The organism is Methylomonas sp. MgM2, assembly GCF_054172045.1.
On the sequence record NZ_JBSYXO010000017.1, the window covers coordinates 16330 to 30914 of the forward strand.

A 14585-nucleotide genomic window follows, 5' to 3' on the forward strand; every position below is an offset into this window, starting at 1 on the left:
ATCAATGCTCCCCTGTGAGTGGCACGAAACTGACCGGCAAGATTTGCCGGGTAGTGATCTTGCCCTGATCGTCCTTGTTCACCAACACCAAATATTGGGTCATAAACGCCGCGCCTACCGGAATGATCATACGCCCGCCCGGTTTCAATTGTTTGATCAACGGCGGCGGAATATGGCTGGCCACCGCGGTCACCACGACAGCGTCGAACGGCGCCCGGCTTTCCCAACCGTAATAACCGTCGCCGGTACGGGTATGGACGTTGGCATAGCCGGCCTGCTTCAGATTAAGCGCAGCCTGCTCGGCCAAAGGCTCTATGATTTCGATACTATACATATCGACGCCCAATTCGGCCAAAACCGCGGCCTGATAACCGGAACCGGTGCCGACTTCCAATACCTTGTCTCCGGGCTTAGGCTTGATTAAATCGGTCATGATCGCGACGATGTAAGGCTGTGAAATCGTCTGACCGTAACCGATGGCGACGGGTTGATTCAGATAAGCGTAACTGCGCCGATTGGCGGGGATAAATTCATGCCTGGGCACCTTGCGCATGGCATCCAGTACCGACTTATCCAAGGTATCCTGTTGCAGATAATCGCTGGTCGAACTAACCATCGCTTCGATTTCATCGATTAGAGCCAGACGCCGGCGTTGCCAATCCTGTTCGGCAACAACGTGGCCGGAAAACAGCAGCAATATCATGCCGATCACAATCAGCCAAAAAATCAGACGTAGGGTCTTATTCATTTTCGCAACCTCCCGATGCCGTTAACGATGCGGACTAAGCCGGGTAGAAACCCTTTCGCCCGAGTCCGCTTATCAGGTCTTGTTCTATTGCCAAGCCATACATTTCGGTTTATGTTTGAAAAGCGATCCGAATGGACAGTTCCGAACATTCGCAAAAATAGTTGTTATTGGAGGATTTTTTATGAATTTTTTCCGGCAACGTTCCTTCTTCTACCTGGCTTTTCTGCTATTCAACCTAGTTTCTGGTTCGAGTATTTGGGCCGAAGGAGATTACAACATGACTTTAACGTTAAAATCCGACGACTTTAGCCACCAAGGCGAAATTCCGCCGGCCTGCACCTGCGACGGCGGCGACCAATCGCCTTCATTGAGCTGGTCCGGGATGCCCGCCCAAACCAAGAGCTTGGTATTGATCGTCGACGATCCCGACGCACCGGACCCGGCCAACCCCAAAATGACCTGGGTCCATTGGCTGCTGTACAACCTTCCGCCAACCACGACCGCATTGCCACATGCCGTTGCGCAACTGCCGGCGGGCACGCTGCAAGGCAAAAACGACTGGAAGCGCACCGGCTATGGCGGTCCTTGTCCGCCGATAGGCCGGCACCGGTATTTCCATAAACTCTATGCCCTGGACACCGTACTTCCCGACCTGGACCAACCCAACAAAGCGCAACTGGAAGCCGCCATGGCCGGGCATATCCTGGAAAAGGCGGAGTTGATCGGGACTTATCGGCGGCGATGACGACAAGGCGCTCAGCGCGAGGACGGCAACAGCGCTTCGAAACGTTGCCGCATATCCTCGATATGAGTGCCTTCCCAGTAGACCCGCCCGCAATCGGCGCAGCGATAGAACAGTTCGTAATACAGGCGGGTCTTGGGCTCCAACTGATCCAATACGTCGGCTTTGGCCGCGGGCGCCAACAGCCCGTTACAAACCAAGCAGCGTTTGAAAGGCCTTATCGTCCGTTGCAAGTCAAAGCGGCGCACCACTTCTTCGACTTGCAGCGCCACGTGAACGGCGCGCACCCAATAGCCATAGCTGATGCGCTTGGCAAACAGCAAGCGCCTATCGCGGGTCAGCACGATGCGTTGATCATGCGCGGCAATATCCGCGATCTCCGCATCATGGTAATCATTTCGATAAAGACAATCGAAACCCAGCATCCGCAAGCGTTTCACCAACTTGCCTAAATTGACGTCCAGCACGAAACGCGGAACAGTCATAAGCGGATCGCGCAAGCAAAGTACCGGGCTAACATCCAAACGGTGAAAAACCGGAAAGACCGCCACCCGGTCAGCCGCCTGTAGCTGATAATCGAATCCGACAATTTCGCCATTGACGACAATCAAATCCACCTCGGTATGCGGTACGCCGAAGGCTTCGATGGGGTCTTTGATACCGGGATGATTGTTAAACGCGTAAGCCAGCGCCCTTTGCCGCCGCTTGGGAGGCAAAAAATCGTTGAGCGCTCCGTAAAAACGAAATTCGGCGGTGAATCCGGTTGGCATATTTTCACTCGTCAAAACCTATGCTTGATCGATTGTACTAGGTTTTAATCTGAGTCAAGCCAAAGTGGTCAGAGGCAATCGGCCATAACCGGCTGTTGAGAATGTCATCGAAATTTTCCTTCTCTAAGATCAGCGAAATAGCCGCCTTTCGGCAAGCAACCTTGCGTCTTCTTTGGCTCTACCCGGCCAAAAGCTGTCAGTAACCTATTTTTTTGAATGACCGCTTAAGATTACATAAGCCCCATCAACCCTGAGTATTCTAGGATGCCTGTTGCTGATCATAATCACGAAATACGTTTTCATGAAATCTGCAGAAATGTATAGACAGCTTAAACAGAAATAAGTAAAACCCAGCTTGACTAAGGGTAAATTGTTTTTTTCTATCTGTTTTTTTGCAGAAAAGCTGTACGGGCAATGTGTGCAAGTCATCTAGCACAGCAATATGATCTGACTCCAAACATCCTCCTTTGGGAAGATAGAACAAGGAAGTCACTCGTTGTAGTTTAATTGAGCTAACTTTCGTTGAAACTTTCTCTACATCAATTCCGTTCCTAGTAAGCAAATCTTCATATAGAGAAAGAGGAATGATGGGGGCAAATATCATACGCGCAGGAACCTCTCTTGGATTTTCCGGGCTAATATCGCAACTGTTGCTAAGAATAATTCCTCTTATTGATTTCCGGTCACCGCTTTCTAGATTAATTATATCTAGACGGTTCCAGCCATCGCCTTGCAATAATTCATCTTGGCATTTTGTCGTGTAATAATTAATTTTCTCAGGAAAATCTTTAAGTGCTTTAACAAGGCCATTCTTGGCTTCCTGAGTCAAATAATATGGGATGTGATCGTTAATGTTCTCTAAAGTAATACCCATAAATAAGTTAGCTTTGATACAAGTCCCATAAATTATCAAATAAAACCCGCTGAAATTCATGGCCTAGAGCTTCTTGATTTGAAGAAAGCTCCTCATAAAAACCAGTAATAGCAACTTCAAATATTGTTTCCTCTGATGCGGCGTATTGTCTGGTCAAAATATTCTTGTTTGGTTCATGCGTTGGAGATGTTCCAAGCAGAACAAAAGCATAATTATTACTATCGGTGAAATTTAATGTACTTGAGGATGGCTCACTATTGCAATCGGAAGGCAAGGAGGTGCCGGCCAATATTCCTGCTATCACAACGGTGCCAAATGTTCGTGATGTCTGTGCAGTATGGTATTTATTCATATTCTGGCTCCAGTCGCGCGATAGTCTGTTCAGTAATGCAATCGAAAAATGTTTCTTTGTTTATCCGGTGAATATGTTCAAGTGCGTTATCAAAATCTACCTCAAGCTGTTCAACGGAAATGCCGCCAGTGTCCTTTATGGTATCAATATCAATCACAACACCGTGACGTTCAGAGTTGTCTGGCATAAGCACTTTCGCTCCAGAAATAATCTGGAGGATATTGATGAACCCCTCCACGGAAATTTCCATTCGTACCTGATAAGGCTCCTTAGTTAAGTTATGGCTTCCAATTCTCAACGATAAATCAGCTAAACTAACTTGATCAGCGAAGTCATCAGATTCTATAAGATCAACATATTTGGTCGAATAGCGTATAACCTTGTTAATTAATCCACTTTTCTTTAAAACCCCAATCAATTTAATAATTGTTGGCTTAAAATCATTCCATCCTTTATATGGCAAGTTGCAAGAAATAGCTAGACTGCGATCACCAATTAAAAAACTATAATTATCCAAACGAATACGGACGAGTGGAACATATTGTAAATTTGGATCGCTATTTCGTACCGCTTCTGGTATTTCGGAATGTGGAAGCCGTTCTAGCTGCTTTTCTCCTTCAAATTCCGAAAACAGAATTCCAGGCAGTATACTGGACACGGGAAAATGAGTAATAAAACGACACTCAAAAAGGGCATCCAATAGTGGTTCTTTGCAAAGTCGCTTTGGAAGTCTATTAGCCATATTTACGCTAAGTGTATGTGTTTTCTGAATTTAAACGGCATGGATAGCTTAACCAACTATTATACCCCAATGTTACCTTCACAGATAAAGACGAACTGTGTCGTGCCTGCAGACTGCAAGCAATACAAGGAATTAAATATTTAATCGTAGATATACCACCAAATTTACTTCGATATAATATCGATTAAATCTGCGTATGTTTTTATCTATCCGTATATCATTGCCACGAGCTAGTGCTTAATTGCGTTAATTGGCGATAACTAAAATAATTTTATGATTAAAATGTTAGGATTAATTTTCATATCGCTTATTTATGCAATTAAGCACTAGCAATGGCCGGTAAAGATCAAAGCGAAGTCATTAAACCAGATGAAGCGACAGACCGCAATGGGTCTTAGCCGCCCGCCAGGTTAAGCTACAGGCTCTTGATTGCAAGCGGCCTCAGTATTTTCATTTCTGGCCAGATGTTCCTCCCATTTGCGGGCGCTAAGGCGTTGGAACATCGGAACCACGGGATTCAGTTCTATGGGCGGCGCATCCCAATACGCTTCGTAGCCCAGCATTTCCGCTTCCAGGGCGACGCCGTCTTCGTCGAGTATGGGCTTGAATACCAGGGGCTTGGCCAGATTGAGCACCAACTGGGTCAGCCACTTCGGCGTTTTCATCGAAATCAGCGGAATCTTCAGGGCGTCGAAATAAAACAGGAAAAACACCCGCGTGTTCTTTTCGTCGATAGGCAGCATGAACGACCAGTTCTTGATGCTATCGCCGGTGTTGGTCCATTGGTAAGGGTATTCGTAGCACAATTCGATGGAGCGGGTATTGACCCGCTTCCGATCGACGAAAATTCCGGAGATTCTGCCGCCGGCCATATAGGCATCGTATGTCAGGTAAACCCTGTCGTCATCGGCCTCGTGGTGTGTCAGTTTGGCATCGATGAAAGGCCGGTATTTCCGGTGCAGGAAGGCATGGGAGAAATCGCAGATATTGTCGATCACCATGGAGTGGTGGGTGCGCCAGGTGTAGTCGACGGCAAAGTTGGCCCAGGTGTCGTCTCCCGTGAGTTCCGGTATTAGCGGTATCTTGCGCTCGCCGGCCAGTTCCGGATTACCAGGAAATAACCAGATCAGTCCGTAGCGGACTTGCACGGGATAGGTTTGCATCTGTTTCTTGATCAGCGGATTGCCGAAGCTGTCGTGCGAGTAGTCCTCCAGCACTCCGTCCCTGTTGTAAGACCAGCCATGATAGGCGCAGCGTAAGCTGCACTTGTCGACCACGCCATTAGTCAACTTGAGTTGGCGATGCATGCAGAGGTTACGCATGGCCGCGAGTTTGCCGTCCTCGCCGCGATAAAGCGCGATGGAGGTGTTCCAGAAGATCACCTCTTTCACTTGGCCTTTTTTCACGGCGCTATCGTATTCGACCACATACCAGCGATCGGGATCCAAACCGGCGGCGCGGGCCTTTTGCCGAGAATTTTTAGCCGATGCAAAGGAAGGAAGCGGGGATTTTGTCTGTCTACTGTTCATATCGGGTACTCAGGCTTTTAGTCAAAGTGGGGGAGATTGATCGACTCACTATTTATCAGGAACGATCAGGCCCCTGCGCACGAAATCATCGTAGGCTTCGCGCACCGCCAGGGACAATTGGGTGGGCTGATAGCCCAGCTCCCGCTTGGCCTTGTCATGATCGGCCTGCCGCCTCATCTGCAGCAAGCGCACGGCTGCCGGCGTGAAGCGGCGGGGCAAGTTCGGAAACGCCCGATACCAGGTTTTGTCGGCCACTTCGGCCAAGCCTGCCATCAGCAACGGTGGCAGCTTTAGTCTCGGCAGCGGACGGCCGGTGACCTCCCGGAATAACGCCATCAGATCGTCCACGCTGGCATAGGCGCTGCTGATGATGTATTTCTGGCCGGAACGCCCATGGCGCATGGCTAATACATGTCCTTCTGCGATATCGCGGCTGGAGACAAATTCGAAGCCTCCGGGTATATAGGCGCGGAGACGGCCGTGGGCATAATCGATCAGTACCCGCCCCATGCGCGAAGGCTCATAATCGTGAGGACCGACAATGGCGCAGGAGGTGGCGACGACCACATTGAGCCCGTCGGCGTGCGCCTTCAGGCATTCGTGCTCGGTGAGATGCTTGGTAAAGCCGTAGGGCAGATGGCGTTGGAAAGGATCGAACGGCATGCCCTCGTGGCTGGTTTGATCGGGCTCATAGCCGGTCGCACTCAACGACCCCGAAACCACCACCTTGTCGACGCCGTGGTGTTTGGCCGCCTGCAGAATGTGGATGGTGCCGCGCACGTTGGTATCGAACAGGTCGCGCTTGTGCGCCGCATTGCCTTCGATAGTCGAAACCAGCGCCGCGCAATGATAAACCCGGGAGCAACCGCGAACAGCGGCCGATACCGCCCCACTGTCGCGCAGGTCGGCAAACACTCGCTCCACGTCCAGACCATCGAGCGCCCCATTGTCGCGTCCCGATCGCATCATCACCCGCACCTGCTCGCCGTCGGCAAGCAACCGACGAACCAAGTTGGCGCCGAGGTGACCGGTAGCTCCTGTAAGCAGGGTAGTGCCTTGAGTCATAGTCTCATGCTTTGAAGTGAGAAAGAGGTCCGGGGAGAATAATCGATAAGCTTTAGACGACAATCACCGCGGTTTAATAAACAGCTTGTTGAAATCGAATCCCCGGGTCGGCGCTACCAATTTGTAGCGCGTCTACACGCTTGCCATATTTTGGAGACCGCCGCCGACTGAGCAAGAAAATTGAAAGCTGGTTTAAGGCTTCAGCCCAAACCATAAACGTCGGGACGGCTCGAAACTATCCAACCGGCTTCGAATTTTTCCCGGCCATATTCTCAAACCACTTTGATATTGTAAAGCGCTAGCCTTATCCAAAGAGAAAAAGCCGTTCAAACAAAAACGCGCGTTTCCAATCCTACCAAGCAATCATTGGGACCAGGGATCACCCGGCTTTCATTGATAATAACAGCGGCAATATCCGCCGGGCCCTCTGATGATGCGCGTTCTGACCGGTCTTTTGACCGGCATCGGGTGGCCGCGCACAGGGAGTGCGGATCCGGACAATCTCTTCCGGCTGGCAGTGGGCCGGCTAAGCCCTTGATAAGTCCTGCGGGCCAAATATTTGGCGGCCTGTTTCCCTGTAACAGTGCCGTGTTTGGAATAATGCCGCGCCACGTCGCGGGTTGTGTTGCGTACGATTCCGGGCAAGGAACGAATCATACTGCGGGTAGCCGGATGACGGCGCAGCGTTTTGCCGACGCGGGAAACCCCGGAAATCAGTTGCGGCGTTACCCGAGACACCGCGCCGCCCAAGCGCGGCAACAGTTTGGCGGCGAGCGGGACCAGCGCACCGAGAAAGGCCTCGGCTTCGTCCTCATCCTCCGTGGCATAGGCCATCTCGGCCAGGTAATCCATCTGATCCGGCAACAGTCCGGCGGCGGCGCCACCCAACAAAGAGCCGCCGGTAATGCCTGCCGCGGTGCCCCAAGGCCCGAGGCCGCCGATAGTCGCCAACGTACCGCCGATGGCACCGCCTCCGCCGGTTAGCGCATTTTTCGCCGCGCTGAGTGCGACCCTTCGCTGAGTCGACCCTTTCTTAGTCAACCAATTCCAGGCTTTACCGAGAAATTCGTCATCCTCATCGAAGCTGTCATAGGCATCAAACAGGTCGTCGTCCTCGAATTCATCAAACAGATAATAGTCATCCATATCATCGAATTCGTCGTAATAATCGGCTGCGTGCATCATCACTGTTCTCCGGTACAAGGATAAAAGCGCTAGCGTCGGTTTCGCCTTTATTCGGGTGCTTGGCGGGCACGTTATACCGGTAGGCGGATGAATGAAAGTCGCCTTTTTAGACTACCAAACATGCAGTAAACCATATATTGCCGCCGCACAAGCCATAGCGTAATTTTCTTTGAATTTAACAAGTTAGCCGTGTCAATACTAAATTCCCGCTAGCGCAAATGTGCTGCCGAAAACGTGGGAATGACAGCCGGGGCGAATTTGTTTAGCTTGTAGCCACGGTTGAAGCGGAACGTTTACCGCTTTGCTTTCTCAGTCCTACCGAAGGAGATTAGCTATGTCTGCATATGAAGAGGATCTATATGACGATCTCGCCTATGAAGATGTCGAAGGCGCATCCGATCTTTATGATGAAGGCGATGAATTCGATGAGTACGACGAGTACGACGAAGGCGATGAATATGATGAATACGACGAATATGCCGAAAGCGAATTCGACGAGTATGACGAATTCGACGAGTACGATGAGTTCGATGCTTACGATGAAATGGATGAGTATGACGAATTCGATGAATTCGACGAGTACGATGAAGATGAAATGGACGAAATGCTGGCCTACGCCTTGGGTGCCGAAGATAGCGACGAATTTTTCAAACGCCTGTTTGGCGGCATCAAACGCTTAGCCAAGAAAGCCGCTCCGGTGTTGCGCAAAATCGGCAAGGGCGTGGGCTCGGTAGCGCGCGTTGCGGGGCCGATTTTGAGCAAAATCCCTCATCCTTACGCCCAAATCGGCGGCCGGGTCGCCGGTATATTAGGCAAACTGATGGCCGACGGGGCGTCGGAAGACGAAGCATTGGAGGCTATGGCGGAATATGCGGTGCGTAATCCGCGGGCCTTGCCGGTCGTGGCAACCATCGCGGCCAGAACGCTGGTGAAACGCAAAGGCGCTCAATTATCCAAACCGGCGCGTAAACGCATGGTCAAACAAATGAAATCCACCGCTAATAAATTGGTGCGTACCCGCGGCCGCAAAGCCATACGGGTGTTGCCGCGCGTGGTTAAAAGCGTCAAGCGGAAAACGGCGGCCCGGCCGGTACCGACGATGGTCAAACCTAAAATCGTCCGCCGGGCGGTTAGCAGCATCGTGCGCAAGCCCGTCATCGTCAAAAAGCTGTCCAAGCCTTCGCCCATTGCGAAAAAAATAATCAGAAGGCGCGGCTCCGCGCTCAGCTATACGATTCCAGGCCCTACCCGGATTACGATATCGCGCGCCTAACAAAAGTTGGTACAGAGGTCTTCAGGTGATGACGAGCAGCAGTCTGACAGGGTGGCGACAGTTTTTGGGCACCAAGGTGCGCGCGCTCAAATCGAGGGCGCGGCGCTTGACCAAACTGACACCGCATCAGGTCGGCCTGAGAGCGGAAGACCGTCCCTATGCCCCGTCTCCGGCACATTTCAAGGCGGCCAACCAACGCCTGCTGGCTATCGATAACTCGATACGCCGGCGCCTGCAAAAGCTTGAAGCCTTGAGCAAAGCCGCGCCTCCGCAACGCACCTTGCAATCTATCGCCTACGTGGAACGGGAAGTAGACCGCGCCCGCCGGGCATTCGGCTTGTTCTTCGAAGTATTCAGCCAACGCGGCTCCGCATTCGCACCGGCTCTGGCCGCCCACGACATGATTGCGGCCGATTGTTACACCGCCATCAGAACGGCGGCTCCGCAAATATTCAGCGGCCGCATATTGAAGCCATTGACTTATATGGAACACGGCTTTTCGCCGGCCACCATGCGCCGCGGCGTATCCCTGGTGCGTCTGCTCGGCGAAAAAAATCCGTTCCCCATTATTCGGATTCCCTGGGATAGGGATAATCCGTGGCAATCCGTATTCTTGCATGAGGTTTCGCACAATCTGCAAGCCGACCTGGGAATTTGGCAGGAAAACAAAGATGCGGTAGGCAAACGGATTTTACAGGGATTCGGCGATCCGCAATTGGTGAGCATCTATTCGCGCTGGCACAAGGAAATATTTGCCGACTTGGCGGCCATACTGTTGGGCGGCACCGCTTCGGCTTGGGGGATGATGGAGTTCTTGACTCACCCGTTTCCCAAGGTGACCACCTACCGGCCGGGCGGAGCACATCCGACCGGCTATTTCCGGGTGCTGATACTGGCGGAGATGCTGGAGCGGCTGGGCTTCGGCGCCGATGCCGCGAAAATGCGGTCGATCTGGCGGCGGCTTTACGATCTGCGTTCGGGCCACCGGCTGCCGGTTTCCCTGGTCAAAGCCTCTAGCCGCGTGATTCCGGCCGTGGTCGACGAAATCGCTTTTCAGACCCGACGTAATCTGGCGCAGCGGGCCTTGGTGGACATCATTCCGTTTTCGGAAGCGGACGAGCGCGCCATTCGTCTCGGCGCCAAAGCGTTATTGCAAGGGCGGGTGCCGAAGGGACTATCGCCCAGGTATCTGGTAAGCGCCAGCCGGCACGCTCTGCATGCCGGCGCCGACTTGCCGATGTTATCCAGGCTGGTAATTTCTCATTTGGCAACATCTTTCGATCCCACGGCGCAATTCGTTACGCCGCAGGTTTTAGCAGCATGAGGATATGGGTATGAGTGGAACAAACGACAATTCAAACAAGCAAAGAGATCGCAGCGTTTCCGCCGTCAAGGCCGATAGCCTGATCCGGCGCGTGCTGCGTATCGGAGACCCTTGGAACGCCGAAGAAGTAGCGGGGGGGTTGAAACGCTTATATGCCGGCGAGGAATCGGCTTTGGCGAACGAAGCGGCCGGTTTTCCGGTGGCCAGACAAGCCAAGATGGTGATTCAGCCAAAAGCACGCGAAACCGCCACCAGCAAAGACTTGGAACAAGCCCGCGACGATGTGGAGCGGGATTTGAATGCACTGGTCAATAACAATCTGCTCAAGGATATCCAGCCCGAACTGACGGGTTGGTCCAGCGCGATACGCGCCACTGTCAGCGAGGGCGTCAATTCGGCGCGCTTCGCTCTCGATCCGCGGCAGCGGGACAATACCTTCGCGGCACGGCGCAGCTTGCGCGATTTCGCGCGCCTGGCCCGCTATGTCGGCGCCCTATCGCCGCACGTGAATCCCTATTACCGCCGTCTGGGGCAAAGCCTGGACGAAGTCGGCAGCGTGTTGTTGGTGATGTTGGGCGAACAATTGGCCGAAATCGGCCTGTCCAGCAGCGGCATCGTGTTACAGGCGCCGAGCAGCGAGCTGCAAGACCGCCGGGACGCCATCATGCAAACGCTGAGAGCCTTGATGGGAGCGAAACATGTCGCCTATGACAACGGCGAATGGCCGTGGGGCATGGTGGCCTACCGCGAGTTGATGCAGCGCTTGGACCGCAACGGCCAGTCCGACCTGCGGGCATTGCTGCACGAGGACAACATGGCCCGTCTGCTGGACGATCTGCTCGATCAGGCAACGCTGGACGGCTCGAAAGGATTGAGGGCATTATCCGCGTCCGCGCAGGTGCCGTTGCAACGGTTGCAGCGGCTATTCCTGGCGGCTTACCGCAATATCGAACCGGAATCGCCGCCTATCGCCGCCTTTCTAAGCGCCATCCAATTATTGCTGGACGCCTTCGTGATGGGCGATAGCGCCAGCCGGCTGATCTATATCTCTCGGCCGCCGGTGCTGTATTACGGCTTGTACGGACTATCCACACCGCAAGGCGATACCCAAACCCTGCTCGATTTGATCCGGATTCGCGGCAATCTGGCGGCCTTGCTGGACTGTCTGTTGGATTGTAATTGCAGCGCCGATACCATTATTAGCCAGATCTTGGGAGACAAAGCCCTATACGACATCGATCATGTGATCGACCTATTCATTCAAGGGCAACAAACCGGCGGCATCCCGGAATACCGGCATCGCGCGGCCGGCTATGCACGGTTTTTCGATGTCTTGCTGAATGCAAGCGCAAGCATCAGCTGGGACGACGAAAACGGCGATACCCATACCCAATCCTGGCAGTTCGACGAACCGGAAGTAAACCAATTGACGGTAGACGCGCTATTGACCGACGCCGCAGGCTACTTAAGTCTCAACGATGCCGTGATAGATAGCGATATCGCTGCCGACGCCCTGTGCCAGCAGCTTTTGACCGAAGACAGTTGGCGCCGCTTGGTGCGGATCATGGCGCCGTCATGCCGGAATCCGGCTTTGGCTGCCGACGTCATCGAAGCCACGCTCGGATTGGCGTTGTCCGGATTGAATCACGACATTGCAGCATGCAGAAATATTCAGGTCGATATACCCACCACGATGGAAACATCGTTGGAAGGCATTACCAACAGACGCAGCCGAAAAGGTTCTTGACTTCCACTTAACCGTATGGGGAACAGGCAATGAACGAGTTATATAAAATTCTTGATAGACAGGTCGGCGCGTTCGAACAGTTGGCCTCGAACGATTACAGCGAGCCGGCGGTTTATAGATCCGACAGACACCAATTGGCCAAATACGAGCACAATCTGCAAGGCCGCGGCGCCTTATTGCTAGCCAGTTACGAGCGCATGGCGGCCAAGGCGCTGTCCTATTGCGGCGAGGAAGACATCAAAATGGCCTTTAATGCCCAAATCAAAACCTTTCGCTCGCAAAAACACAATCTATTGAAATGTTTCGTGAACGATGTCGAAACCATCAATGATCTGTGCATAGCGGAGGTGTTGAAATACGACGGCGTAAGCGCCGTATTTAACGAAATCGCCCATTCCTGCCATATCAGGTCGGAAATTTCGACACGCAGGGAAAATCTATCGGCCGAATTGACCGAGCAATACGAAAAAATCCGGCTGAGCCCTTTCATCGCTCATGGTCGTTGCGGACACTTTCGTTCCGATTTTAATACGCAACAAACCGCTGCATTCACAACTAGCTATGTAACGGCGACGAAAGCCAAGCGCGAGCACCTAATGCTATTGGCAGCCAATTTCGAATGTTACGAGCAATTATTGATGGAAAAACTCCGGACCATGCAAAAGCAATCGTTATGCGCGGCAACCGATGCGGAAGCCATGGAAAGTTTCAATGCCCAAGTCAGAGCCTTTACGGCACGGGCGCACAACGTATTGATGTGCTTTCAAACGGAAATTCAGATGGGTAATGCGCTGTGCATGACCACGGAATTGGAAACCGAAGGCGTGACGGAAATATTCGTTGAAATCGAAGACCCTTGCAATGCTAGGCAACAAATCGAAAGCCGTAGCGAGCGATTGGAGCAGGAATTGGCTGTTTTGCACGACAACCTGTTCAAATCGCCTTTTTACCTGATGGAACTGAAGGCAAATACGGCCTCCGTCGCCCAAACGCCGGATACGCAGAAAATTAAAGCGGCGGAACAGGCGCCTCCCCGGGCCAAACCGGGTTGATTCGGTGTTTTTGCGGGCTCCAGACCGAAGTTGGGTATCGGAGAATTTAAACAAGGTTAAGAGAGCGAGGCACGGATTATGTCTTTCGAAAACAATGAAACGATTAAACGCCTTTGGCAACGCTTTTGGCGTGACGAATTAGCCAAACTGCCGGCGGACGAGCGTGCCGCGATCGAACAGCAGTTTGAACAGCGCTTTGAATATCTGCTGGAGGAATCCGCCGGAAACGGCGGCAATGCCTTCATCGACCTGATCGGCTTCGGCAACGAAGGCATCAAGGAATTCGGCGAAGTACCGTATCCGTTTCTGAAGGCGGATTTCGATTCGGCCATTATTCCCAGCCAATTGCACGCCGCCGCCGAATTGTATTTTTGCTGGCAGCACGAGCGCATGAAAGTATTTGCCGTGGTCGACGTATTGCGGCGCCTGTTTCAACTCGGCCGCATGCGCATACAGCGGGGGCCGGGCGCGCGCGGCTTGTACATACTGGAAAAATGGAAGCCGCTGCGCTACGGCAGCCGGGACCGCATGATCGCTTACCGCAGGGTGTTCAACTACGGTAAGGCGCCGGCGCCGGCGGGAGCGGTCGTCAACAAGAATTTCAATTACCAATTCGTCGCCTTCATGACGTCGCTGGCGCAATATTTCCGGGATTTGACCATAGGCGATGTGATCAGGGGTTCGAATACCCTGGATCAACGCCCTTACGGGAACATCGCCACCGTACAGCGCCTGGGTACGGATTTGCGTTATTCGATGGATAGAGCCACCTACGGCAACATCGTGGCCTTGACCCACGAAGTCGGCAATTATCTGAAACAATGTCTGGAACTGTTGGATACGCCCGATATTAAAAAATCCTTCGACGCCAATAACAAATGGGATGTGATCGAAATGGTCGCCAACCGGCATTTGGGCGGCGTGCCGGAATTGTCTCACCGGGCCAAAATGGCCGAAAGCGGTCGGCGGGTGCTGTATTGGGTGGCCGATAACGACTTCCAAACCACGGTCGATCCGGAGGCGTTCAAGGCCGAATCGCGCCCTATCGGGCAACATGCCGAAGCCTGGATCGCCGCATACCGCTTGACCGAAGAAGGGCGTAAATTCCCCGGCGTAACCGATAACCTGCGTTGGGCCGTCGGCTTGCCGAAACGTTACGCAGCCGCGGCTTCTTAGGGCGTA

At 52.7% G+C, this 14585-nt stretch carries 14 protein-coding genes; 6 read left to right on the forward strand and 8 right to left on the reverse strand.

The window, feature by feature from the left end; genetic code table 11:
- Position 1 precedes the first annotated feature (1 nt).
- Complete coding sequence (locus ACW73I_RS13505; RefSeq protein ID WP_458029910.1) at positions 2-748, reverse strand: protein-L-isoaspartate(D-aspartate) O-methyltransferase; 747 nt, start codon at positions 746-748, stop codon at positions 2-4.
- 277 nt (positions 749-1025) lie between these two features.
- On the opposite strand from ACW73I_RS13505, the gene ACW73I_RS13510 reads away from it, so the two are divergent.
- Complete coding sequence (locus ACW73I_RS13510) at positions 1026-1493, forward strand: YbhB/YbcL family Raf kinase inhibitor-like protein (RefSeq protein WP_458029911.1); 468 nt, start codon at positions 1026-1028, stop codon at positions 1491-1493.
- 11 nt (positions 1494-1504) lie between these two features.
- Here the strand turns inward: ACW73I_RS13510 and ACW73I_RS13515 are convergent, their stop codons facing one another.
- The 7 genes from ACW73I_RS13515 to ACW73I_RS13545 form a co-directional block, all read right to left on the reverse strand.
- Positions 1505-2260, reverse strand: coding sequence for a Mut7-C RNAse domain-containing protein (locus ACW73I_RS13515; RefSeq protein ID WP_458029912.1), 756 nt, complete (start codon positions 2258-2260; stop codon positions 1505-1507).
- Positions 2261-2519: 259 nt separating this feature from the next.
- Complete coding sequence (locus tag ACW73I_RS13520) at positions 2520-3134, reverse strand: hypothetical protein (protein ID WP_458029913.1); 615 nt, start codon at positions 3132-3134, stop codon at positions 2520-2522.
- A 7-nt stretch (positions 3135-3141) separates the two neighbouring features.
- Positions 3142-3486: a hypothetical protein gene (locus ACW73I_RS13525; protein WP_458029914.1), complete on the reverse strand. Its 345-nt coding sequence runs from the start codon at positions 3484-3486 to the stop codon at positions 3142-3144.
- Positions 3479-4228: a TIGR04255 family protein gene (locus ACW73I_RS13530; protein ID WP_458029915.1), complete on the reverse strand. Its 750-nt coding sequence runs from the start codon at positions 4226-4228 to the stop codon at positions 3479-3481. Before ACW73I_RS13530 ends, ACW73I_RS13525 begins: the two co-directional genes overlap by 8 nt.
- Before the next feature lie 410 nt (positions 4229-4638).
- The gene (locus ACW73I_RS13535; RefSeq protein WP_458029916.1) at positions 4639-5757 is read right to left on the reverse strand and encodes a Rieske 2Fe-2S domain-containing protein; all 1119 of its coding nucleotides are present in this window, start codon (positions 5755-5757) and stop codon (positions 4639-4641) included.
- A 48-nt stretch (positions 5758-5805) separates the two neighbouring features.
- Positions 5806-6822 (reverse strand): NAD-dependent epimerase/dehydratase family protein, encoded by a 1017-nt coding sequence (locus ACW73I_RS13540; protein WP_458029917.1) that lies wholly within the window; start codon positions 6820-6822, stop codon positions 5806-5808.
- A gap of 390 nt (positions 6823-7212) precedes the next feature.
- Positions 7213-8007: a hypothetical protein gene (locus tag ACW73I_RS13545; protein WP_458029918.1), complete on the reverse strand. Its 795-nt coding sequence runs from the start codon at positions 8005-8007 to the stop codon at positions 7213-7215.
- Between the two features lie 334 nt (positions 8008-8341).
- On the opposite strand from ACW73I_RS13545, the gene ACW73I_RS13550 reads away from it, so the two are divergent.
- The 5 genes from ACW73I_RS13550 to ACW73I_RS13570 all read left to right on the forward strand — a co-directional run bounded on the left by ACW73I_RS13550 (position 8342) and on the right by ACW73I_RS13570 (position 14579).
- Positions 8342-9280 (forward strand): hypothetical protein, encoded by a 939-nt coding sequence (locus tag ACW73I_RS13550; RefSeq protein ID WP_458029919.1) that lies wholly within the window; start codon positions 8342-8344, stop codon positions 9278-9280.
- Between the two features lie 28 nt (positions 9281-9308).
- Positions 9309-10604 (forward strand): hypothetical protein, encoded by a 1296-nt coding sequence (locus ACW73I_RS13555; RefSeq protein ID WP_458029920.1) that lies wholly within the window; start codon positions 9309-9311, stop codon positions 10602-10604.
- 10 nt (positions 10605-10614) lie between these two features.
- Positions 10615-12351, forward strand: a complete 1737-nt coding sequence (locus ACW73I_RS13560; protein WP_458029921.1) for a hypothetical protein — start codon at positions 10615-10617, stop codon at positions 12349-12351.
- A gap of 29 nt (positions 12352-12380) precedes the next feature.
- Positions 12381-13403 (forward strand): hypothetical protein, encoded by a 1023-nt coding sequence (locus ACW73I_RS13565; protein WP_458029922.1) that lies wholly within the window; start codon positions 12381-12383, stop codon positions 13401-13403.
- A 78-nt stretch (positions 13404-13481) separates the two neighbouring features.
- Positions 13482-14579 carry a hypothetical protein gene (locus ACW73I_RS13570; protein WP_458029923.1) on the forward strand — a complete coding sequence of 366 codons (1098 nt, stop codon included), beginning with the start codon at positions 13482-13484 and terminating at the stop codon, positions 14577-14579.
- The last annotated feature ends 6 nt before the right edge of the window (positions 14580-14585 follow it).

Excerpts from the sequence above, each read along its gene's own strand:
- ACW73I_RS13505 (WP_458029910.1), bottom strand. The coding sequence starts at position 748 with ATGAATAAGACCCTACGTCTGATTTTTTGGCTGATTGTGATCGGCATG.
- ACW73I_RS13510 (WP_458029911.1), top strand. The coding sequence starts at position 1,026 with ATGACTTTAACGTTAAAATCCGACGACTTTAGCCACCAAGGCGAAATT.
- ACW73I_RS13515 (WP_458029912.1), bottom strand. The coding sequence starts at position 2,260 with ATGCCAACCGGATTCACCGCCGAATTTCGTTTTTACGGAGCGCTCAAC.
- ACW73I_RS13520 (WP_458029913.1), bottom strand. The coding sequence starts at position 3,134 with ATGGGTATTACTTTAGAGAACATTAACGATCACATCCCATATTATTTG.
- ACW73I_RS13525 (WP_458029914.1), bottom strand. The coding sequence starts at position 3,486 with ATGAATAAATACCATACTGCACAGACATCACGAACATTTGGCACCGTT.
- ACW73I_RS13530 (WP_458029915.1), bottom strand. The coding sequence starts at position 4,228 with ATGGCTAATAGACTTCCAAAGCGACTTTGCAAAGAACCACTATTGGAT.
- ACW73I_RS13535 (WP_458029916.1), bottom strand. The coding sequence starts at position 5,757 with ATGAACAGTAGACAGACAAAATCCCCGCTTCCTTCCTTTGCATCGGCT.
- ACW73I_RS13540 (WP_458029917.1), bottom strand. The coding sequence starts at position 6,822 with ATGACTCAAGGCACTACCCTGCTTACAGGAGCTACCGGTCACCTCGGC.
- ACW73I_RS13545 (WP_458029918.1), bottom strand. The coding sequence starts at position 8,007 with ATGATGCACGCAGCCGATTATTACGACGAATTCGATGATATGGATGAC.
- ACW73I_RS13550 (WP_458029919.1), top strand. The coding sequence starts at position 8,342 with ATGTCTGCATATGAAGAGGATCTATATGACGATCTCGCCTATGAAGAT.
- ACW73I_RS13555 (WP_458029920.1), top strand. The coding sequence starts at position 9,309 with ATGACGAGCAGCAGTCTGACAGGGTGGCGACAGTTTTTGGGCACCAAG.
- ACW73I_RS13560 (WP_458029921.1), top strand. The coding sequence starts at position 10,615 with ATGAGTGGAACAAACGACAATTCAAACAAGCAAAGAGATCGCAGCGTT.
- ACW73I_RS13565 (WP_458029922.1), top strand. The coding sequence starts at position 12,381 with ATGAACGAGTTATATAAAATTCTTGATAGACAGGTCGGCGCGTTCGAA.
- ACW73I_RS13570 (WP_458029923.1), top strand. The coding sequence starts at position 13,482 with ATGTCTTTCGAAAACAATGAAACGATTAAACGCCTTTGGCAACGCTTT.